The following is a 14,789-nucleotide window of genomic DNA, read 5'->3' on the forward strand; positions in this document are numbered from 1 at the left end:
GCCCGGAGATGAAAAAGCTGATTCCCATTATCATAATCATCGCGGTTGCCATCTTTGTCGCGGAGTTCGCGGTGCGCCGGATGGCCGGGCCCGCGCTGCCTCCCGGCAGAACGCTATACGCGCCGAATACCTTCTACTATTTCGGCATGCAGAACGCTCCCGGCATGGGAGCTTACCTCGCGATGACCGATCAGGGTGAAGGACTGAGCGAGACCTTCGACATGGACACCGCGGAGGCGGAGGCCTGGGAAAGCTGGATCGACCGGATTCGCGGCGTGCATTTCGGTGTGGAATCGTTCGCTGTCGCGCCCGTGGCGGTACATGCGGCGCTGGTGCTGGACGGCAGCTTTGAGACCTCCCCCGTGCCGCTGCTCCCCGAAGAGGCTGCCGAAAAACTGAAGCCGCTCGAGCCCTACCGCGAAGTCGGCATCACCTCGGTGGATATGCCCGCCGATGCGCCCGGGGAACTGGGGATATTCATCACCGAACCGCACCAAAACCGGGTGGTCGTCGGCCTGAGCCTCGAGACCGTGAAGGGAATCATCGACCGCATGGAGGACGGCGGACCGTCGCTCGCCGACAGCGAGGCCCTGCAACGTCTCTACCGCGAGGTCGGCGCCGGGAAGGCCGACATGGTCCAGTACGTCGATACGCAGCGCTACATTGACGAACTCTTCGCCGCGCTCACCGCCCTGCCCTTCCCCACCGGCCAGCAGGGGCTCGGCTTCATGAACAAGACGCTGCGCGAGCAGGGTCTGTCGATCATCCGCGACATCTTCCGGCTGGAAGACTTCGGTCCGGGGATATCGGTAAGTGACGCCCCGTTCCACCAGGTGACCTCCTGCAGCGAAGTCGATCCCGACAATCCCTTCTACCGCCTGCTCGAGCCCGACGGGACGATCGAGCTTCCGCGCGTACCGGCCTCGGCTTACCGCGTGCAGTTCTGGCGTCTTTCGGACCCCGTACTGGCCCGGGAAAAACTGGAGGGACTCGTCCGGGAGGCCTTCCGCAGGATGCGCGAAATCGCCGGACCGCAGACCAAGATCCCGGGTGCGCCGGTGGCCGCGTTCGAGGCGCTGGCCGGGTTCAGGCTTGCGGACCTGGATGCCCTCTGGAACGGCGAAATCGGACTGTGGCAGGGCACCAACCCCGCGAATCTCCAACAGCCCAGAATGTGTTTCGTCCTCGGGCTCAAGGATCCCCCCGCGATGCAAGATTTCCTGCGCCATCTTCCGGCGCTCAAAAACGCGGAGCTGACCGAACGCGGGGGCATCACCTCGTTCGGCCAGGCGGTCCACTGGCATTACACCGGCGGCGACCGTCTCCTGATCTCGGCCGACCGGGCGTTCCTCGCGGAGAGCATCGATGCCTCCGCGCAGGTGCTCAACGACCGCGAGTGGTTCCGGAAAAAACGGGCCGCGCTTCCGGATGAGAGCACCCTGATCCAGTACACCGACTACGGCGCGATGCTCTCGCCGGCCTTCGCCCGGGCCGCCACGACAACAGCGCCTCTCCGGGATCTCTTCTCCGCGATGGAGGACTTCCGCGTCATGGCCGGGACCCACGCCGCCGACGGGCTCCTGAAGACGCGCACCTGGAGCAGCTTTGAGTTCGACGCCGACCGCTTCCGTCGCGCGCTCGAAAAGCTGGCCGCGGAACGTTCCGGGGAATGAACAAAACTAAACAGAAAACAATCAATGATCCCTTCCAATCGCCAGTCATGCATTAGGCGGACCCCTTTACTGTCTGGGGAACGACCCGCCTGAGCCTCGCCGGTGGAGCGCAGCGGAACCGGCGTAGCGCTCCAGGCGGATGTTCGGCGCCCTCATCGCCCGAGAATGACGTCAATTCCGTTGATGACGGCAGTCACATGCCGGGGCGCCAGTTTCCCAACTCGCTCTGCGATTTGGCTGCGGTCTAAGGCAACGATCAAGGAGACCTTCGCAACGGAGTCCTTCGGGAGCCCCGTCGCCGACGACTTCAGCAACACATTGCCGGGAGCTGAGGCCCATTTGGTGTCGCTTGTGAGGGGGACGCAGACAACCGTGCCGATTCGGCTTCGATTGATGGCATCGCATTGGACCACCAAGACCGGGCGGCTGAAACCCGGGCCTGAGCCCGTTGGCTCGTCCAGTTCTGCCCAGCACACATCGCCTTGGCTGACTACCATTCGGAACGCCGCAACGTCTGCCGTGCGGCCCTCCGGGTGAATTCGTCAGGTTCTGCCCCGACCTCCTCCAGAACGGTGTTCATGGAGGAGGTGATTTTGTCGTCCTCGTGCTGGACGACGAAATCGGCCAGCGCTCGCGCGTACAACTGACTGCGCGACGTGTGCAGGCGGCGGGCAAGCCGCTCTCCCTGCTCGAATACGTCATCCGGAATAGATACTGCGGCTTTCATACCCGTAGTATTACCTCTGAATGCGATGGCGTCAACTCGCTTTCCTGCCGCCGAACGGCCGCGTCGCAATCAACGCGGCCATTCCCCGGACGCTGGCGTCCGGGGAACGCTTCACCTAACGGGAAGAGAGGGTTATCAGCCCGCACATTGCGTCATTTTATCCCTGGATGTGCAGGTTTTTTAGAGGGCGGCAATCCTCACGGATCAGGAGGCCAGGTGAGCGAAAAGGGACCAGGGTGAATATGATTCGCCTTCGTACTCGTACGCATACTCGGAGCGTCGAAGACGCGATCCTTTTTCCAACTCAAGAGATCGAGCACGAGTACCGCTTCGCTGAGTACGAGTACGATGTGACGCGAGCGGACTTGCCGCCGCTCACCATAAAAATCCACGAATAACCTTTTTTACGTTATTCCCCCCGCACATCACATGATACACCACACCTCACCGCTCATGACGACTCCTCGACCTTGACATGGGAGAAAGCTATCACCGGAACGAAAAACTTTTCGTCATTCCAAATGACGCAATGTGCGGGCCTTTCTCTTTCTGCTACTTCTCCCGGTTTCTCTGATCGAGCAGGTACGTCCGGAGCAACCGTTCTGATCGCATAACGCACAGAATGTACACGGCATCTCCCTCGATACGGTAGAACACGCGGCACGGCGGGACGACGACTTCCCGGTAAGGCGAGCGTGGCAGCTCAGGTGGTCGCTTCCCCGATTTCTGGTGGGCTTCGAGTCGTTCGACGCGATCAAATACTCTCTGGACGTATCGGGATGCGGCAAGAGGATCGTCGAGCGCAATGTACTCGGCGATCTCCTCAAGATCCAGCAACGCGGGTTCGGTCCAGATCAACCGAGCCATTTCTTCATCTTTCGTCTAGCCTCGGCATGCGAGAAGGTGCGCTTTTCCAGCATCGCGCGCTCTCCGCGCGCGATGCCCTCAAGAATGCGCATCCGATCCTGCATGAACTCGTATGAATCCACGTCAACCAGATAGGCCGAGGGTTTCCCGTGTTCCGTGATGAGCACCGGTTCACCCGTGTCATGGAGGTCCGACAAAACGCGAGTCGCTTGGCGCTTGAGCGTTGTGACAAGTTCTGTTTTCATAATGAAGTGATACTATAGTGACACTTTTGCGTCAAGTCTTTCTCTCGCTTCCAACGCAGCGTGAGAAGTGTAATGTGAAATGCCGCAGGTATAGGAGAGAGCGTTCCATGCCGTGGTTCGCTATCCTTTGTGGTCTTACAACAGGACAACAGAGGAAGGAGACGGCATGGAACAGAATCAGAATAGCAGGAAGGGCAAGCACTTGACGAGGGTGGAGCGCATGGTGATTGAGCGGATGTCCCGTGGGGGGATCCCCCCACGGGACATCGCGGCCGCCTTGGAGCGTCACCCGCGTACGATCCAGCGTGAGCTCAAGCGCGGGACGGTGACCCACCGGGACTCGGAGTGGCGGGAATACCGGACCTACAGCAGCGATCGCGGCCAGGACCTCCATGATTACCACGCCACCGCAAGGGGGCCCGGTCTGAGGCTGGGCCGCAACTATGCGCTGGCCGAATTCATCCGTTGCCGCATTGTGGAACATAAGGAATCGCCCGATGTAGTCGCCTTTCGGATGCGTCAGGCCGGTCTGGAGGAGGTGGTGTGCACCAAGACGATCTATAACTACATCGATAAAGGCGTCATTTTCGGGCTCAGCAACGAGTCACTGTGGGAGAAGCGTAAGCGAGCCAAGCGGCGCAAACGCGGCGCTCGGCGGTTGGCGAAGCGGATTTCCAAAGGCAAAAGCATCGACCAGCGTCCCGAAGGAGCCGAGACGCGCGAGGAGTTCGGACACTGGGAGATGGACCTGGTGACCGGCCCCACGCGCGGGTCCAATGCCGCCCTATTGACCCTGGTGGAACGCAGACATCGGATCACGATCATTCGCAAGCTGCCTGATAAGAGCCAAGCCAGCGTGCTCAAAGTTCTCAGAGGGCTCGAGCGTGAACATGGCTCCCGCTGCTTCCGTCAGATCTTCAAGACCATCACGGTCGACAACGGCAGCGAGTTCCTGGACTTCGAAGCCTTAGAAGCCTCTTCCTTCTCGAAGCAACAGCGAACCCAGATCTTCTACGCCCACCCATACTCATCCTGGGAACGCGGATCGAACGAGAACGGCAACAGGATGATCAGACGGTTCGTGGCCAAGGGCCGGGATATCGCGCGCTTTACCAAGCAGAAAATCCGCGACATCGAGCTATGGATCAATAACTACCCGCGCCGGATCCTCGACTTCATGACCCCTCACGAACTCTTCACGAACGAACTCAAAACGATCTCATAAATGAAACAAGACCACTACATGCGGCATTTGGGTTTACAACCTACCGCTTCCAACGCAGCGCATGAGGCTCAAAATGGAAGAGAGGGTCCCCCATTAGAGGCCGCGGAACATTCCGGGGAATGAGCAACAAAAAGAGGCGCAGGATCGCCTGATCCTGCGCCTCCGGCGTTCCCGGACGGGAGGAGCGTTCAGCCCTTGTAGGCCCCGGGTTCGATCATCGCGCCGTACTGTGCCTTCGCCGCTTCGATCCGCCCGATCGCGGCGTTCCAGCGGTCGTAGACATGCTGCGGGCAGTCCGGCACGTTCGCCTTATAGTAGTCGATCGCGCGGTTCAGTTTCGCCATCCACGCGTCGCAGCGGAAGGTGAACTGGTACCGGTAGTCCTCTTCCGTGTACGTCTCGCCGATCAGCGATTCGAACAGCGGCTTGAGGTCCTCGTACTTCGGGATACGGCCCGTGGGGGTCTCGTACACGTCCACCTCGCCGTGAACCCGCTTCTCGGCCCAGTGCAGCCAGACCTTTTTCGCGAGCTTGCTCGTCGCGATATTACCTTCCGCATCGCGCAGAAAGTAGTTCGTCGCGAAGATGCTCGGCGCCGCCTTCATATCCTTGACGAAATCCAGGTTGTTCTGGATGTAGCGTCCGAGCGGGTAGCTGACGAAGTCGAGGTTCGCCATCGGCTGCGGCTTGCGCACCCCCTCCTGTCCCAGCGTCGCCGACGTAGTCTCCGACTCCAGGGTGCAGGCCTTCATGACGACCCCGTCCTCCCAGTCGAAGGACTCCTCGACCGGCACGGAGGTATCTGAATCACGTCCGCCGTAGAGCACACCGCCGACGGGCACGCCGCTGCGGTCGTTCCAGGCGGGATCGAGATTGTCCAGGTACTGCATACGGATCGTGTAGCGCGCGTTGCCGTGCGAGAGCGGAATCTCGTTCCCCTTCTGGTCCTTTTTGCCCTCGAACCATTCGCCGGAGTGGTTGAAGCCCTCTTTGGGCGTCTCCACGTCCATGCCCTGCCAGTACGGCAGGTTGTCGGGACCGGTGAGGACGTTCGAGAAGATCATCTCGCGCGGCATCTGCAGCGTATTAAAGATCACCGGATCGTCCTTGGCGTTGACATCGCGGATGATTCCGAAGATGCCCCGTTCCACGTTCGCCGCGCGGAACTCGCCGTCGATGTTCCGAAAGTAGGCGATGTCGTCGCCGACGATCGTCTCGCCCGGGATCATGGCCGTGGACGTCTTGCCGCAGGCGGAGGGATACGCGCCGACGAAGTAGGTGGTGCGATCGGTGTTGGCGTTGCGGCAGCCCATGATGAACATGTGTTCGCAGAGCCAGCCCTCCTGCCCGGACTTCTTGATCGCCAGGCGCATGGAGTGCTTTTTCAGCCCGACCGAATTCCCGGCGTACTGGGCGTTCATCGAGTAGACGATGTTGTGGTCGAGGTCCTGGTAGATGCGTCGCTGGTCGAGGTTGACCGAGCATCCGCGCTCATCCAGTTCGCCCGCGCTGTGGCAGAAGCGGAAGAAGTCGTCCTTCTCGTCGTCCTTCATATTCATGAAGTGCTCGTAGCCGCGGCGGTAGAGGATATCCTCGGAATGCGCCACGTAGCACGAGTCGGTGATCTGCGCGCAGCCGATCGAGAACGGGCTCATCGTCGGGCACTCGCAGAAGAGTTTCACGATGACCTGCTTGCCCTTCATGATCCCCTTCGCGATGTCGCGGATCTCGGCGATGCCTTCCTCGTATTCGACGCAGTTGAGATTGCCCATGTCGCCCAGCGTCTCGCGGCTCACCATGAACTTCGTATTGGCCTTGTCGCGCGCCTGGTCGCCGTAGCCGTCGTAGTGAATCGTCTGTCCGTCGCGGGCGAGTTTCGACTCCTCGCCGATCTCCAGCGACCGCTGACGCACGTACTCCGCGTCCTCGTCGCTGTCGTCGCACATGTAGACCGAATCGGGTTCGCACAATTCCACGTACTCACCGATGAAATTGAAGAGTTTCTCGTTCTCCAGCGCGGTGAGTTTTCGATAACTGTCTTCGCTCATTTTGCTTTTGAGCAGGTCTGCGTGTGTTGGCTCCATCTGGCGCTCCTTCTGCGTTGCGTTTCCGTGATCCCGTGCGATGCCGCGGGGCGGATACACCCGTGCGCGACCCCCCGAAATTTGCGCGTGCTTTTGTCATAAGCAGCGTGTCAACGCAAACACGAAATGGAAGAAAATACTGGAACGGCGCTCATCAATTCGACACACTCCTCCGGAATCGCAGTCGGCGGAGCGCGTACTGCTCCGTCGTCGGACGAGGAGGAGTCATGGCGAAACAACCACGCGGACTGGGCCGCGGCCTCAGTTCTCTGATGCAGGACGAACCGGAGGCCTCCGGGGGCGGCGCCGTGACGGCGCGGGGCGCGGAGGCGGTCGCCGTAGCCGCGATCCGGGCCAACCCGTCCCAGCCCCGAAGCGTCTTCGGCGAGGAGGCCATGCAGGATCTCGTCCGCTCGGTCCACGAGCACGGCGTGCTCCAGCCGCTGATCGTGCGGCCGCTCGACGACGGATACGAACTCGTCGCCGGCGAGCGCCGCCTGCGCGCCGCCCGGATGTGCGGGCTCGAAGAGGTGCCCTGTCTCGTACGCGCATCGACGTCGGCGCAGGATTCGCTCGAGATCGCCCTGATCGAGAATCTGCAGCGCGAGGATCTCAACCCCGTCGAAGAGGCGGAGGGCTATCGCCGTCTCATCGACGCCTTCGAGCTGACGCAGGAAGAGGCCGCGCGCCGGGTGGGCCGCTCGCGCGCGGCGGTGACCAACGCCCTGCGACTGCTCGACCTGCCCGACGGCGTAAAACGGATGCTCGCTGAAGGGCGAATCTCCGAGGGGCATGCCAAGCTCCTGCTGGGACTCGAGGCCGATCAGGAGCGGGAACACATGGCCGCCCGGGTCGTGCGCGAGGGGTTGTCGGTACGCGCGCTGGAGAAGATCCTGCGCCGCGGCCGCGCAGCCCCGCGGCGGCGCAAGCCCCCGGCCGGAGAAACCGATCTCCCGGAAGAACACGCGCGCGACCTCTCCGACCGTCTGCATCGCCATTTCGGCACCCGCGTGCGGCTCACGCCCAGCCGCACCCTGCCCGGCGGACGCAAGCAGAGCGGCCGCATCGAGATCGAGTTCTACGGCAATGACGACCTGCACCGGCTGCTGCAGACGTTCGGAATGGCCGAGGACGTATGACGCAGGAGCATCCCCAGCCGGCCGATCCGGAAAAGGCGCGCCAGTACGAGCGCATGCAGCACACGCTGTTCGCGGTCAAGATCATCGCAGGCGCCGCGCTGCTCGCCGCCTACCAGTTAAGCGGCATGTCGGAAACGCTCGCGGCCGGCCTCCGGCTCCGTTTCGGCGCGTGGCCGGTGGTCAACGGCGCCTACATCCTCATCTCGGTTTTCGGCATGGCGGCGATCCTCTTCCCGCTCTCCTACTACGGCGATTTCGTGCTCGAACACCAGTTCGGGATGTCGCGGCAGCGATTCAGTTCGTGGATGACGGACTACCTGAAGTCGCTGGCGATCGATCTCGTCTTCGCGCTGGTGTTTTTCGAGATCCTCTACGCCCTGCTGCGCTGGACTCCAGAACTCTGGTGGGTGTGGGCGACGGCGGTCTACGTGGCCTTCAGCGTCGTCCTCACCGCCGTGGCGCCCGCACTGATCCTCCCGCTTTTCTACAAGTACGAACCGCTGGACCGGCCGGAGCTGAACCGGAAGATCGAGGCGATGATGGCCGCGGAGGGGCTGGATGTGATCGGCGTCTACACCTGGGGTCTGGCGGAGAAGACGCGGGCCGCGAACGCCGCACTGGCGGGACTCGGCCGCTCGCGCCGGATCATCCTCGGCGACACGCTGCTGGAGCACTACGACGAGGACGAGATCCTCGCGATCCTGGCCCATGAGCTGGGCCACTACCGGGGCCGCGACACCACGCGCCTGATCGCGGCGGGCACGGTGCTGGCCGCGGCGGGGTTCTACCTCGCCGACCTCGCGCTGAGTTACCTGCTCGAACAGCTCGCCATCGGCGCCGTGTACGATATCGCCGGGCTGCCCGTCCTGCTCTTCTGCCTGCTGCTCTTCTCGGTGGTCTCCATGCCCCTGTCGAACGCCTACTCGCGGAAGCGCGAGTTCGCCGCCGACGCCTTCGCGGCCCGCAGGACGGAGAACGGCGAGGCGCTGGCGCGCGCGCTCGACAAGCTCGCCGACCAGAATCTCGCCGACCGCGAGCCGCCGCGCTGGATCGAGTTCCTGCTGCATTCGCATCCGTCGATCGGACGGCGGATCGCCGCGATCCGCCCGCCCGACGCGCGAAACTGACGGTCGGGAAAGGGAGTCGGAATCAGAGTTTGAATCAGAATCAGAATCAGAATCAGAGTCAGAGTCAGAGTCAGAGTAAGAGTAAGAGGGAGTGGGAAACCTGAGACTTGAGACCTGAGTAAGATGCTGTCTGGATCGAACTACACCTGACTTCAACATGGCCCGAAAACGGCGGACGGCTTTCTGCTGTCCAGCAGAATCCCTACCCTCACGCGCGGGAAACGGGGCCGGCCCTCCCGGACAGGAGGACCGGCCGATTGCGATCAGATGTCGTAGTACAGCGCGAATTCCCACGGATGGGGACGGAGGGCCAGTGCCTGAACCTCGTTCTCCATCTTGTACTCGATCCACGTGTCGATCACGTCCTGCGTAAAGACATCGCCCTTGAGCAGGAATTCGTGGTCCGCCTTGAGCGCCATGAGCGCCGCGTGCAGCGATTCCGGCGTCTTGTCGACCTTCGCCATCTCCTCCGGCGGGAGGTCGTAGATGTCCTTGTCGAGCGCTTCGCCCGGATCGATCTTGTTGACGATCCCGTCCGCGGCGGCCATCAGCATGGCCGAGAACGCGAGGTACGGGTTGCAGCTCGGGTCCGGACAGCGGAACTCGAACCGCTTCGCCTTGGGCGAATTCGAGTACATCGGGATCCGCACCGCCGCACTGCGGTTACGGCTCGAGTAGGCCAGGTTCACCGGCGCTTCGAACCCGGGGACCAGGCGCTTGTAGCTGTTGGTCGTCGGATTGGTAAACGCCAGCAGCGCCGGGGCGTGTTTGAGCACCCCGCCGATCGCGTACATCGCCTGCTCGGACATCCCGGCGTAACCGTCGCCCGCGAACAGATTCTCCCCGTCGCGCCACAGCGACAGGTGGACGTGCATGCCCGTGCCGTTGTCGTTCCAGAGCGGCTTCGGCATGAACGTCACCGTCTTACCGTGCTTCTTGGCGACGTTTTTGATGACGTACTTATACTTCAGCATCTTGTCGGACATCTCGACCAGCGGGGCGAAACGCATATCGATCTCCGCCTGACCGCCGGAGGCCACTTCGTGGTGCTGACACTCGATGTCGATGCCCAGATCCTCCATCGTCAGCATCATCTCCGTCCGGATGTCCTGCATGCTGTCGGTCGGCGGGACCGGGAAATAGCCCTCCTTGTAGCGCGGCTTGTACCCGAGATTCGGGTCCTCCTGCCGGCCCGTGTTCCAGCGCCCCTCCACCGAATCGATGAAGTAGTAGCCCGACTGCACGTTCTGATCGAACCGGATGTCGTCGAAGATGAAGAATTCCGCCTCCGGACCGAAGAACGCCGTGTCGGCAATCCCCGACCCCTGAACGAACGCCTCCGCCTTCCGCGCGATGTTGCGGGGATCGCGCGTGTATTCCTCGCCCGTGATCGGATCGCAGATGTTGCAGATCATCACCAGCGTCTTTTCCGCAAAGAACGGATCGACAAACGCCGTCTCCGCCACCGGCTTCACCAGCATATCCGACTCGTTGATCGCCTGCCAGCCGCGGATGCTCGATCCGTCAAACCCCAGCCCCTCCTCGAACGCGTCCTCGTCGATCTCGTGCGCGGGCACCGAAAAGTGCTGCCACAACCCGGGAAAATCCATGAACCGAAGATCGATGACCCGTATGTTCTCCTTGTTCACAAACTCCAGTACGTCTCTCGGCGTCTTCATTGTCCTTCCTCCATTCCGCTTGGCTTCATTTCACCGGCGTCCGCCGCAGGATGCTCCACCCCCGGCACATCATCCGCCGACCTTCCGTTCTTCATTGGCAAAGAGCTAAGCAATGCCCATGCCACTCCAACATCGATCATTCACAAGTACCTTTCCTGCAAAGATATAAAAAATTAATCCCCATTTCCTCCAAATCATTATAATACATTAATGTATATGTAAGCCCCATCATGATACATATTTGTTTTAGCTATAGATATGTCTTTGATACGATTCCGTAACTCTGTGTCTGATTCGGTTCAGCTCGCGGATCAGGTCTTCGACGGCGGCGTCCGCACCCAGCAGGCAGCGCGCGAAAGAGGCCAGCTGGTCTCTGTTTTCGGGGAGGCGGTGGATCTGGCGATCCTCGAGGATCTGGAGGTAGTGTTCGGCGCGGCGGAGGAAGGCGTAGTCGGACTGCAGGGTGGCGGCTTCGTTCCGGTCGAGCAGACCGTGGGCGGCCAGTTTTTCGAGGGCGTTGCGCGTATTGCCGTCGGGGAGGTCGGGGCAGTCGGGGGCGTGGACGAGCTGCAGGCCCTGGGCGAGAAATTCGATATCGCGTATACCTCCCCTGCCCTGTTTGATATCGAACCCGTCTTCATCCTCGGACGTACGGGGGCCGCGCATCTTTTCGATTTCCGCGAACACCCGTTCTTTCTCCGCGACGGGTTCGAGCAGGATGTCGCGGACGGCCGCTTCCACCTCGCGGCCGAGCGCCGCGGAGCCGGCGACGCAGCGAAGCTTGAGCAGCGACTGCCGCTCCCACAGCGCGGCGGCGTTCCGGTAGTACTGCAGCAGTCCGTCGCGGGTCGGCACCACGGGTCCCGAACGCCCGTGGGGGCGGAGGCGCAGGTCGACCCGGTAGACGTATCCGCAACCGGGGTGCGCACCGAGCTTCGCGCGCAGACGGGTCAGGATCTTTTCATATTCACCCGGTTCGCGGGATTCCGCGCCGGGGCGCGAGGGGTCGCAGACGGCGAGCAGGTCGATATCGGAGCTGTAGTTCAGCTCGCGTCCGCCCAGTTTTCCCAGCGCGAACACCGCGAAGTCCTCGCCGGCCCGGTCCTCTTCTTCGAGCGCCGTCCGGATGACCGCATCGGCGAGCATGGACAGGTCGCGGGTCACGTCCTTGACGGGCACGCCGAGAATCATGTCGCGGGTTCCGATGCGGAGAATCTCGCGGAAGCGGAAGTCGTACAGGACGGCCCCCTTCTGTCCCTCCTCCGCACGTTCCAGTCTCGTCCGCACATCCTCGGCCATTTCCGCCGTGTCACGGCGGCGGTAGAGGATCTCGGGCGACGTGACGTGTTCGAGTTCCTCCGGGCTGCGGATCAGTCCCTCGGCCAGGAACTGGCTCCGGGAGAAGATGCCCAGCATGAACCGCAGGCGCTGCGGCTGCGCGAAGAGCATGGCGTAGTGCTCGCACGGGTCGCCCCCGGCCGCGTCGAGGAAGCGCTCCCAGTTATTCAGCGCGCGATCGGGGTCCGGTTCGCGTCGGAGGACGTCGCCCGCCAGCGTCACCAGCTCGAAAAAGATCTCTCGACGCCCGCCGGCACCCGCCAGACGCTGAAGGTTGAGGAAGGCGCGGTCGGGGTCGGTGAACCGGTACTTCCCCAGGATCGCACGCCGCACCTCCTCCGGCGAATCGCCGTCGAGAATCAGGTCCGCCAGGGTGCCCGAGGTCGGGACCGGCAGCGCCTCGCGGCCGAGGTGCACTTCGACGAAGTGGCGCACGCGGGCGCTGTGGCGTTCGACGTCGACGGTGAGCCGGTCGGCGGCCTCGAGGCCCGCTTCGCTCCGGTATCCCATCCTGCGCGCGAGGTGACCGAACTCGGGGGAGTCCTGTTCCGGGAGATAGAGATCGCGCGCGGAGCCCCGGAGCATGCGCAGGCCGTTGATCAGGGCGCGGAAGAACCGGTAGGCCTCGGCGAGATTCTGGTGTTCGGACGCGCTCAGTTCGCCGCTGTCGCGCAGGGCGTCGAGCGCGCGATGCAGGTAGGGCGTCCTCATATTCGAATCGCGCACACCGGCGGCCACCTGCAGAAGCTGAACGGTGTATTCGAGGTCGACGAGCCCGCCGGGACTGAATTTGGCGTTCATGCATCCGGGCCGGCACTTCTGCTCGAACTGCTTTTTGCGCAATTCGCGCAGTTCGCCCGGGTCGATGGCGCCGGCGTGGTAGACGAATTCATCGCGGAGCCGCTCGACCTGGGCGCCCAGTTCGCGCTCGCCGGCCACGGCCCTCAGGCGGACGAGCGCGAGGCGTTCGTAGGCGTGGGCCGTCCCGCCGGGGCCGTAATAGCGGCAGAAGCTTTCGAGGCTGACCGCCTTGGGTCCGCTCTGTCCGTGCGGGCGCAGGCGGAGGTCGATCTCGAAGATGCCCTCCCGTTTGGTGCGGATCATACCGCAGGCCAGATCGACCAGTTCGTTGAAGAATTCGGCGTTGGGCCGGGGGTCCTCCCCGTCCGTGCGCCCCCGATCACTGTAGAGAAACAGGAGTTCGATATCCGAGGCGTAGCCGATCGCGCGTCCGCCCATCTTGCCGAGTCCGAACACCGCGCACGGGACTTCCAGCCCTCCGACCGTGCGGGGGGTGCCGTGCCGCCGCGTCAGCTCGTCCCGCGCCGTCTCCGTGGCAAGCTTGACGATCGCCTCCGCGAGCGGGGTCAGGCTGGCGGAGAGTTTCCGGACGTCGAGTTCGCCGTGCAGGATGTGCCGGAGATCCGCGTCGAACAGTTCGCGGTCCTTGAAGCGATTGAGCCGTTCGGCCTTTTCCTCGAAGGATCCGGCATCCTCCATCGCCGCGCGCAGGCGGCTCTCGCAGTCGCCCGGTTCGGGGCCGTCCATGTGTTTCCACGGTTCGAGCACCGGGGCCAGCGACTCGTAATGGAGGCGGATGACGTCTTCCCAGAGGTAATCGCTCGTGCCGAGCACCCGGGCGAGATTCTGCATGCTGCGGGGGTCGGAGAGGCGCTGCGCCCATTCGCCGCCCGGCGCCTCCCCGCCGAAGAGGTTTTCGGCGATCTGCTCGAAGCGCACGAGCGCCGTGTAGGGGTCGGGCGCGCGGTCGAGGTGATAGGTAAACTGTTTGGTGAGGATTACGGACAGGCGCAGCCGGTTCAGGCGGGAGTCCTCGCGAATCGGGCGGCCCGCGCGGTCAGTGACCCGGAGGACGTCCTCGATCCGCCCTTCGGGCGAAGTCCGGATGTCGACGTGCTCGATCGACACGCGCTGCATCGTCAGCGCTGTGCTGACGGCGTAGAGAAAAGCCGGGGTGTCCTGCGATACCAGGCGCAGTTCGGTGGCCCGCTCGCCCGGAGACAGCTCGATGTCGACCGGATACATCGGGGGCTGCGCGCTGCGTTTGCGGCGGCGCAGGGCGCCGGTGACCCACTCGTTCACCTGCTGGCGCACCTCGTCGGCGGCCCGGCGGCCGCCGTCCTCGAGATGACCGAACATCCATTCCATGCGCCGCCGGACCTCGCCGGCCCACAGATCGAATTCCATGAGGGAGTTTGTTTCCCCTGAAAAATGATCGAGGATACGGCGGCGGGCGGCCCGCGTCGCCCCGCCCCGTCTTTTCCTCCCGGCCGGGACGCGCCGGGGTGCTGACGATTCTTCGCTCTGGCGGCGGTAGGTGAAGACGTCGCCGGAAAGGATATCGAAATCCAGCGAGGCGAGCACACCGGTGATCAGCGAGAACACCCCCGGGGCGTCGTACCCCGCCACCGTGCACTCGATCCGCCCGCCGCCCTCGGCCACGAGCACGTCCACCGGATGCTGCGGAGAGACGGCATGGAGCGCGCGCACGTGTTCGGCCCGGCGCGGTCCGTCGAACCGGTCGAAATACTCCGGTTCCATCCGCGCTTCAAACTCCCGGACGAATTCCGCCGGGATGTCCGGGCAGCGCGTCTCCAGGTCTGCGGCGCTCCGTGTCATGGCTGCACTATAACGCCTGCCCGCCGATCAGGCGAACCGCGAAGG

Annotated in this window: 11 protein-coding genes; 4 read left to right on the plus strand and 7 right to left on the minus strand. The window is 63.1% G+C overall.

Going from position 1 to position 14,789, the window contains the following annotated elements:
• Positions 1–8 precede the first annotated feature (8 nt).
• The gene (locus L21SP4_RS07390) at positions 9–1,673 is read left to right on the plus strand and encodes a hypothetical protein (RefSeq protein ID WP_052882055.1); all 1,665 of its coding nucleotides are present in this window, start codon (positions 9–11) and stop codon (positions 1,671–1,673) included.
• A gap of 152 nt (positions 1,674–1,825) precedes the next feature.
• On the opposite strand, the gene L21SP4_RS13495 is transcribed toward L21SP4_RS07390, so the two are convergent.
• The 4 genes from L21SP4_RS13495 to L21SP4_RS07410 all read right to left on the minus strand — a co-directional run bounded on the left by L21SP4_RS13495 (position 1,826) and on the right by L21SP4_RS07410 (position 3,512).
• Positions 1,826–2,170, minus strand: a complete 345-nt coding sequence (locus L21SP4_RS13495; RefSeq protein ID WP_052882056.1) for a type II toxin-antitoxin system PemK/MazF family toxin — start codon at positions 2,168–2,170, stop codon at positions 1,826–1,828.
• Positions 2,164–2,400, minus strand: coding sequence for a ribbon-helix-helix domain-containing protein (locus L21SP4_RS07400; protein WP_052882057.1), 237 nt, complete (start codon positions 2,398–2,400; stop codon positions 2,164–2,166). The genes L21SP4_RS13495 and L21SP4_RS07400 overlap by 7 nt, the downstream gene beginning before the upstream one ends.
• A 552-nt stretch (positions 2,401–2,952) precedes the next feature.
• Entirely contained in the window at positions 2,953–3,267 is a 315-nt protein-coding gene (locus L21SP4_RS07405) for a type II toxin-antitoxin system RelE/ParE family toxin (protein ID WP_052882058.1), read from the minus strand.
• On the minus strand, positions 3,255–3,512 hold the full coding sequence (locus L21SP4_RS07410) for a type II toxin-antitoxin system Phd/YefM family antitoxin (protein ID WP_052882059.1): 258 nt from the start codon (positions 3,510–3,512) through the stop codon (positions 3,255–3,257). Before L21SP4_RS07410 ends, L21SP4_RS07405 begins: the two co-directional genes overlap by 13 nt.
• 166 nt (positions 3,513–3,678) lie before the next feature.
• Between L21SP4_RS07410 and L21SP4_RS07415 the strand changes: the two genes are divergently transcribed.
• A complete protein-coding gene (locus tag L21SP4_RS07415) occupies positions 3,679–4,737 on the plus strand; it encodes an IS30 family transposase (RefSeq protein ID WP_052880849.1) in 1,059 nt (352 codons plus the stop codon).
• Between the two features lie 188 nt (positions 4,738–4,925).
• Here L21SP4_RS07415 and L21SP4_RS07420 read toward each other — a convergent pair whose 3' ends face one another.
• The gene (locus L21SP4_RS07420) at positions 4,926–6,821 is read right to left on the minus strand and encodes a phosphoenolpyruvate carboxykinase (GTP) (RefSeq protein ID WP_052882060.1); all 1,896 of its coding nucleotides are present in this window, start codon (positions 6,819–6,821) and stop codon (positions 4,926–4,928) included.
• Between the two features lie 227 nt (positions 6,822–7,048).
• Between L21SP4_RS07420 and L21SP4_RS07425 the strand changes: the two genes are divergently transcribed.
• Positions 7,049–7,960 (plus strand): ParB/RepB/Spo0J family partition protein, encoded by a 912-nt coding sequence (locus L21SP4_RS07425; protein WP_052882061.1) that lies wholly within the window; start codon positions 7,049–7,051, stop codon positions 7,958–7,960.
• Entirely contained in the window at positions 7,957–9,087 is a 1,131-nt protein-coding gene (locus L21SP4_RS07430) for a M48 family metalloprotease (protein ID WP_052882062.1), read from the plus strand. Before L21SP4_RS07425 ends, L21SP4_RS07430 begins: the two co-directional genes overlap by 4 nt.
• A gap of 263 nt (positions 9,088–9,350) precedes the next feature.
• Here L21SP4_RS07430 and glnA read toward each other — a convergent pair whose 3' ends face one another.
• Together glnA and L21SP4_RS07440 are read right to left on the minus strand one after the other, a co-directional pair.
• A complete protein-coding gene (gene glnA, locus L21SP4_RS07435) occupies positions 9,351–10,766 on the minus strand; it encodes a type I glutamate--ammonia ligase (RefSeq protein WP_052882063.1) in 1,416 nt (471 codons plus the stop codon).
• A gap of 246 nt (positions 10,767–11,012) precedes the next feature.
• On the minus strand, positions 11,013–14,744 hold the full coding sequence (locus L21SP4_RS07440) for a [protein-PII] uridylyltransferase family protein (protein ID WP_052882064.1): 3,732 nt from the start codon (positions 14,742–14,744) through the stop codon (positions 11,013–11,015).
• Between the last annotated feature and the right edge of the window lie 45 nt (positions 14,745–14,789).

It is taken from the genome of Kiritimatiella glycovorans, assembly GCF_001017655.1.
Taxonomy (GTDB): Bacteria; Verrucomicrobiota; Kiritimatiellia; order Kiritimatiellales; family Kiritimatiellaceae; genus Kiritimatiella; species Kiritimatiella glycovorans.

Bases quoted from the DNA above. Each gene is read 5' to 3' on its own strand.
- L21SP4_RS07390 (WP_052882055.1), top strand. From the start codon at position 9: ATGAAAAAGCTGATTCCCATTATCATAATCATCGCGGTTGCCATCTTT.
- L21SP4_RS13495 (WP_052882056.1), bottom strand. From the start codon at position 2,170: ATGGTAGTCAGCCAAGGCGATGTGTGCTGGGCAGAACTGGACGAGCCA.
- L21SP4_RS07400 (WP_052882057.1), bottom strand. From the start codon at position 2,400: ATGAAAGCCGCAGTATCTATTCCGGATGACGTATTCGAGCAGGGAGAG.
- L21SP4_RS07405 (WP_052882058.1), bottom strand. From the start codon at position 3,267: ATGGCTCGGTTGATCTGGACCGAACCCGCGTTGCTGGATCTTGAGGAG.
- L21SP4_RS07410 (WP_052882059.1), bottom strand. From the start codon at position 3,512: ATGAAAACAGAACTTGTCACAACGCTCAAGCGCCAAGCGACTCGCGTT.
- L21SP4_RS07415 (WP_052880849.1), top strand. From the start codon at position 3,679: ATGGAACAGAATCAGAATAGCAGGAAGGGCAAGCACTTGACGAGGGTG.
- L21SP4_RS07420 (WP_052882060.1), bottom strand. From the start codon at position 6,821: ATGGAGCCAACACACGCAGACCTGCTCAAAAGCAAAATGAGCGAAGAC.
- L21SP4_RS07425 (WP_052882061.1), top strand. From the start codon at position 7,049: ATGGCGAAACAACCACGCGGACTGGGCCGCGGCCTCAGTTCTCTGATG.
- L21SP4_RS07430 (WP_052882062.1), top strand. From the start codon at position 7,957: ATGACGCAGGAGCATCCCCAGCCGGCCGATCCGGAAAAGGCGCGCCAG.
- glnA (WP_052882063.1), bottom strand. From the start codon at position 10,766: ATGAAGACGCCGAGAGACGTACTGGAGTTTGTGAACAAGGAGAACATA.
- L21SP4_RS07440 (WP_052882064.1), bottom strand. From the start codon at position 14,744: ATGACACGGAGCGCCGCAGACCTGGAGACGCGCTGCCCGGACATCCCG.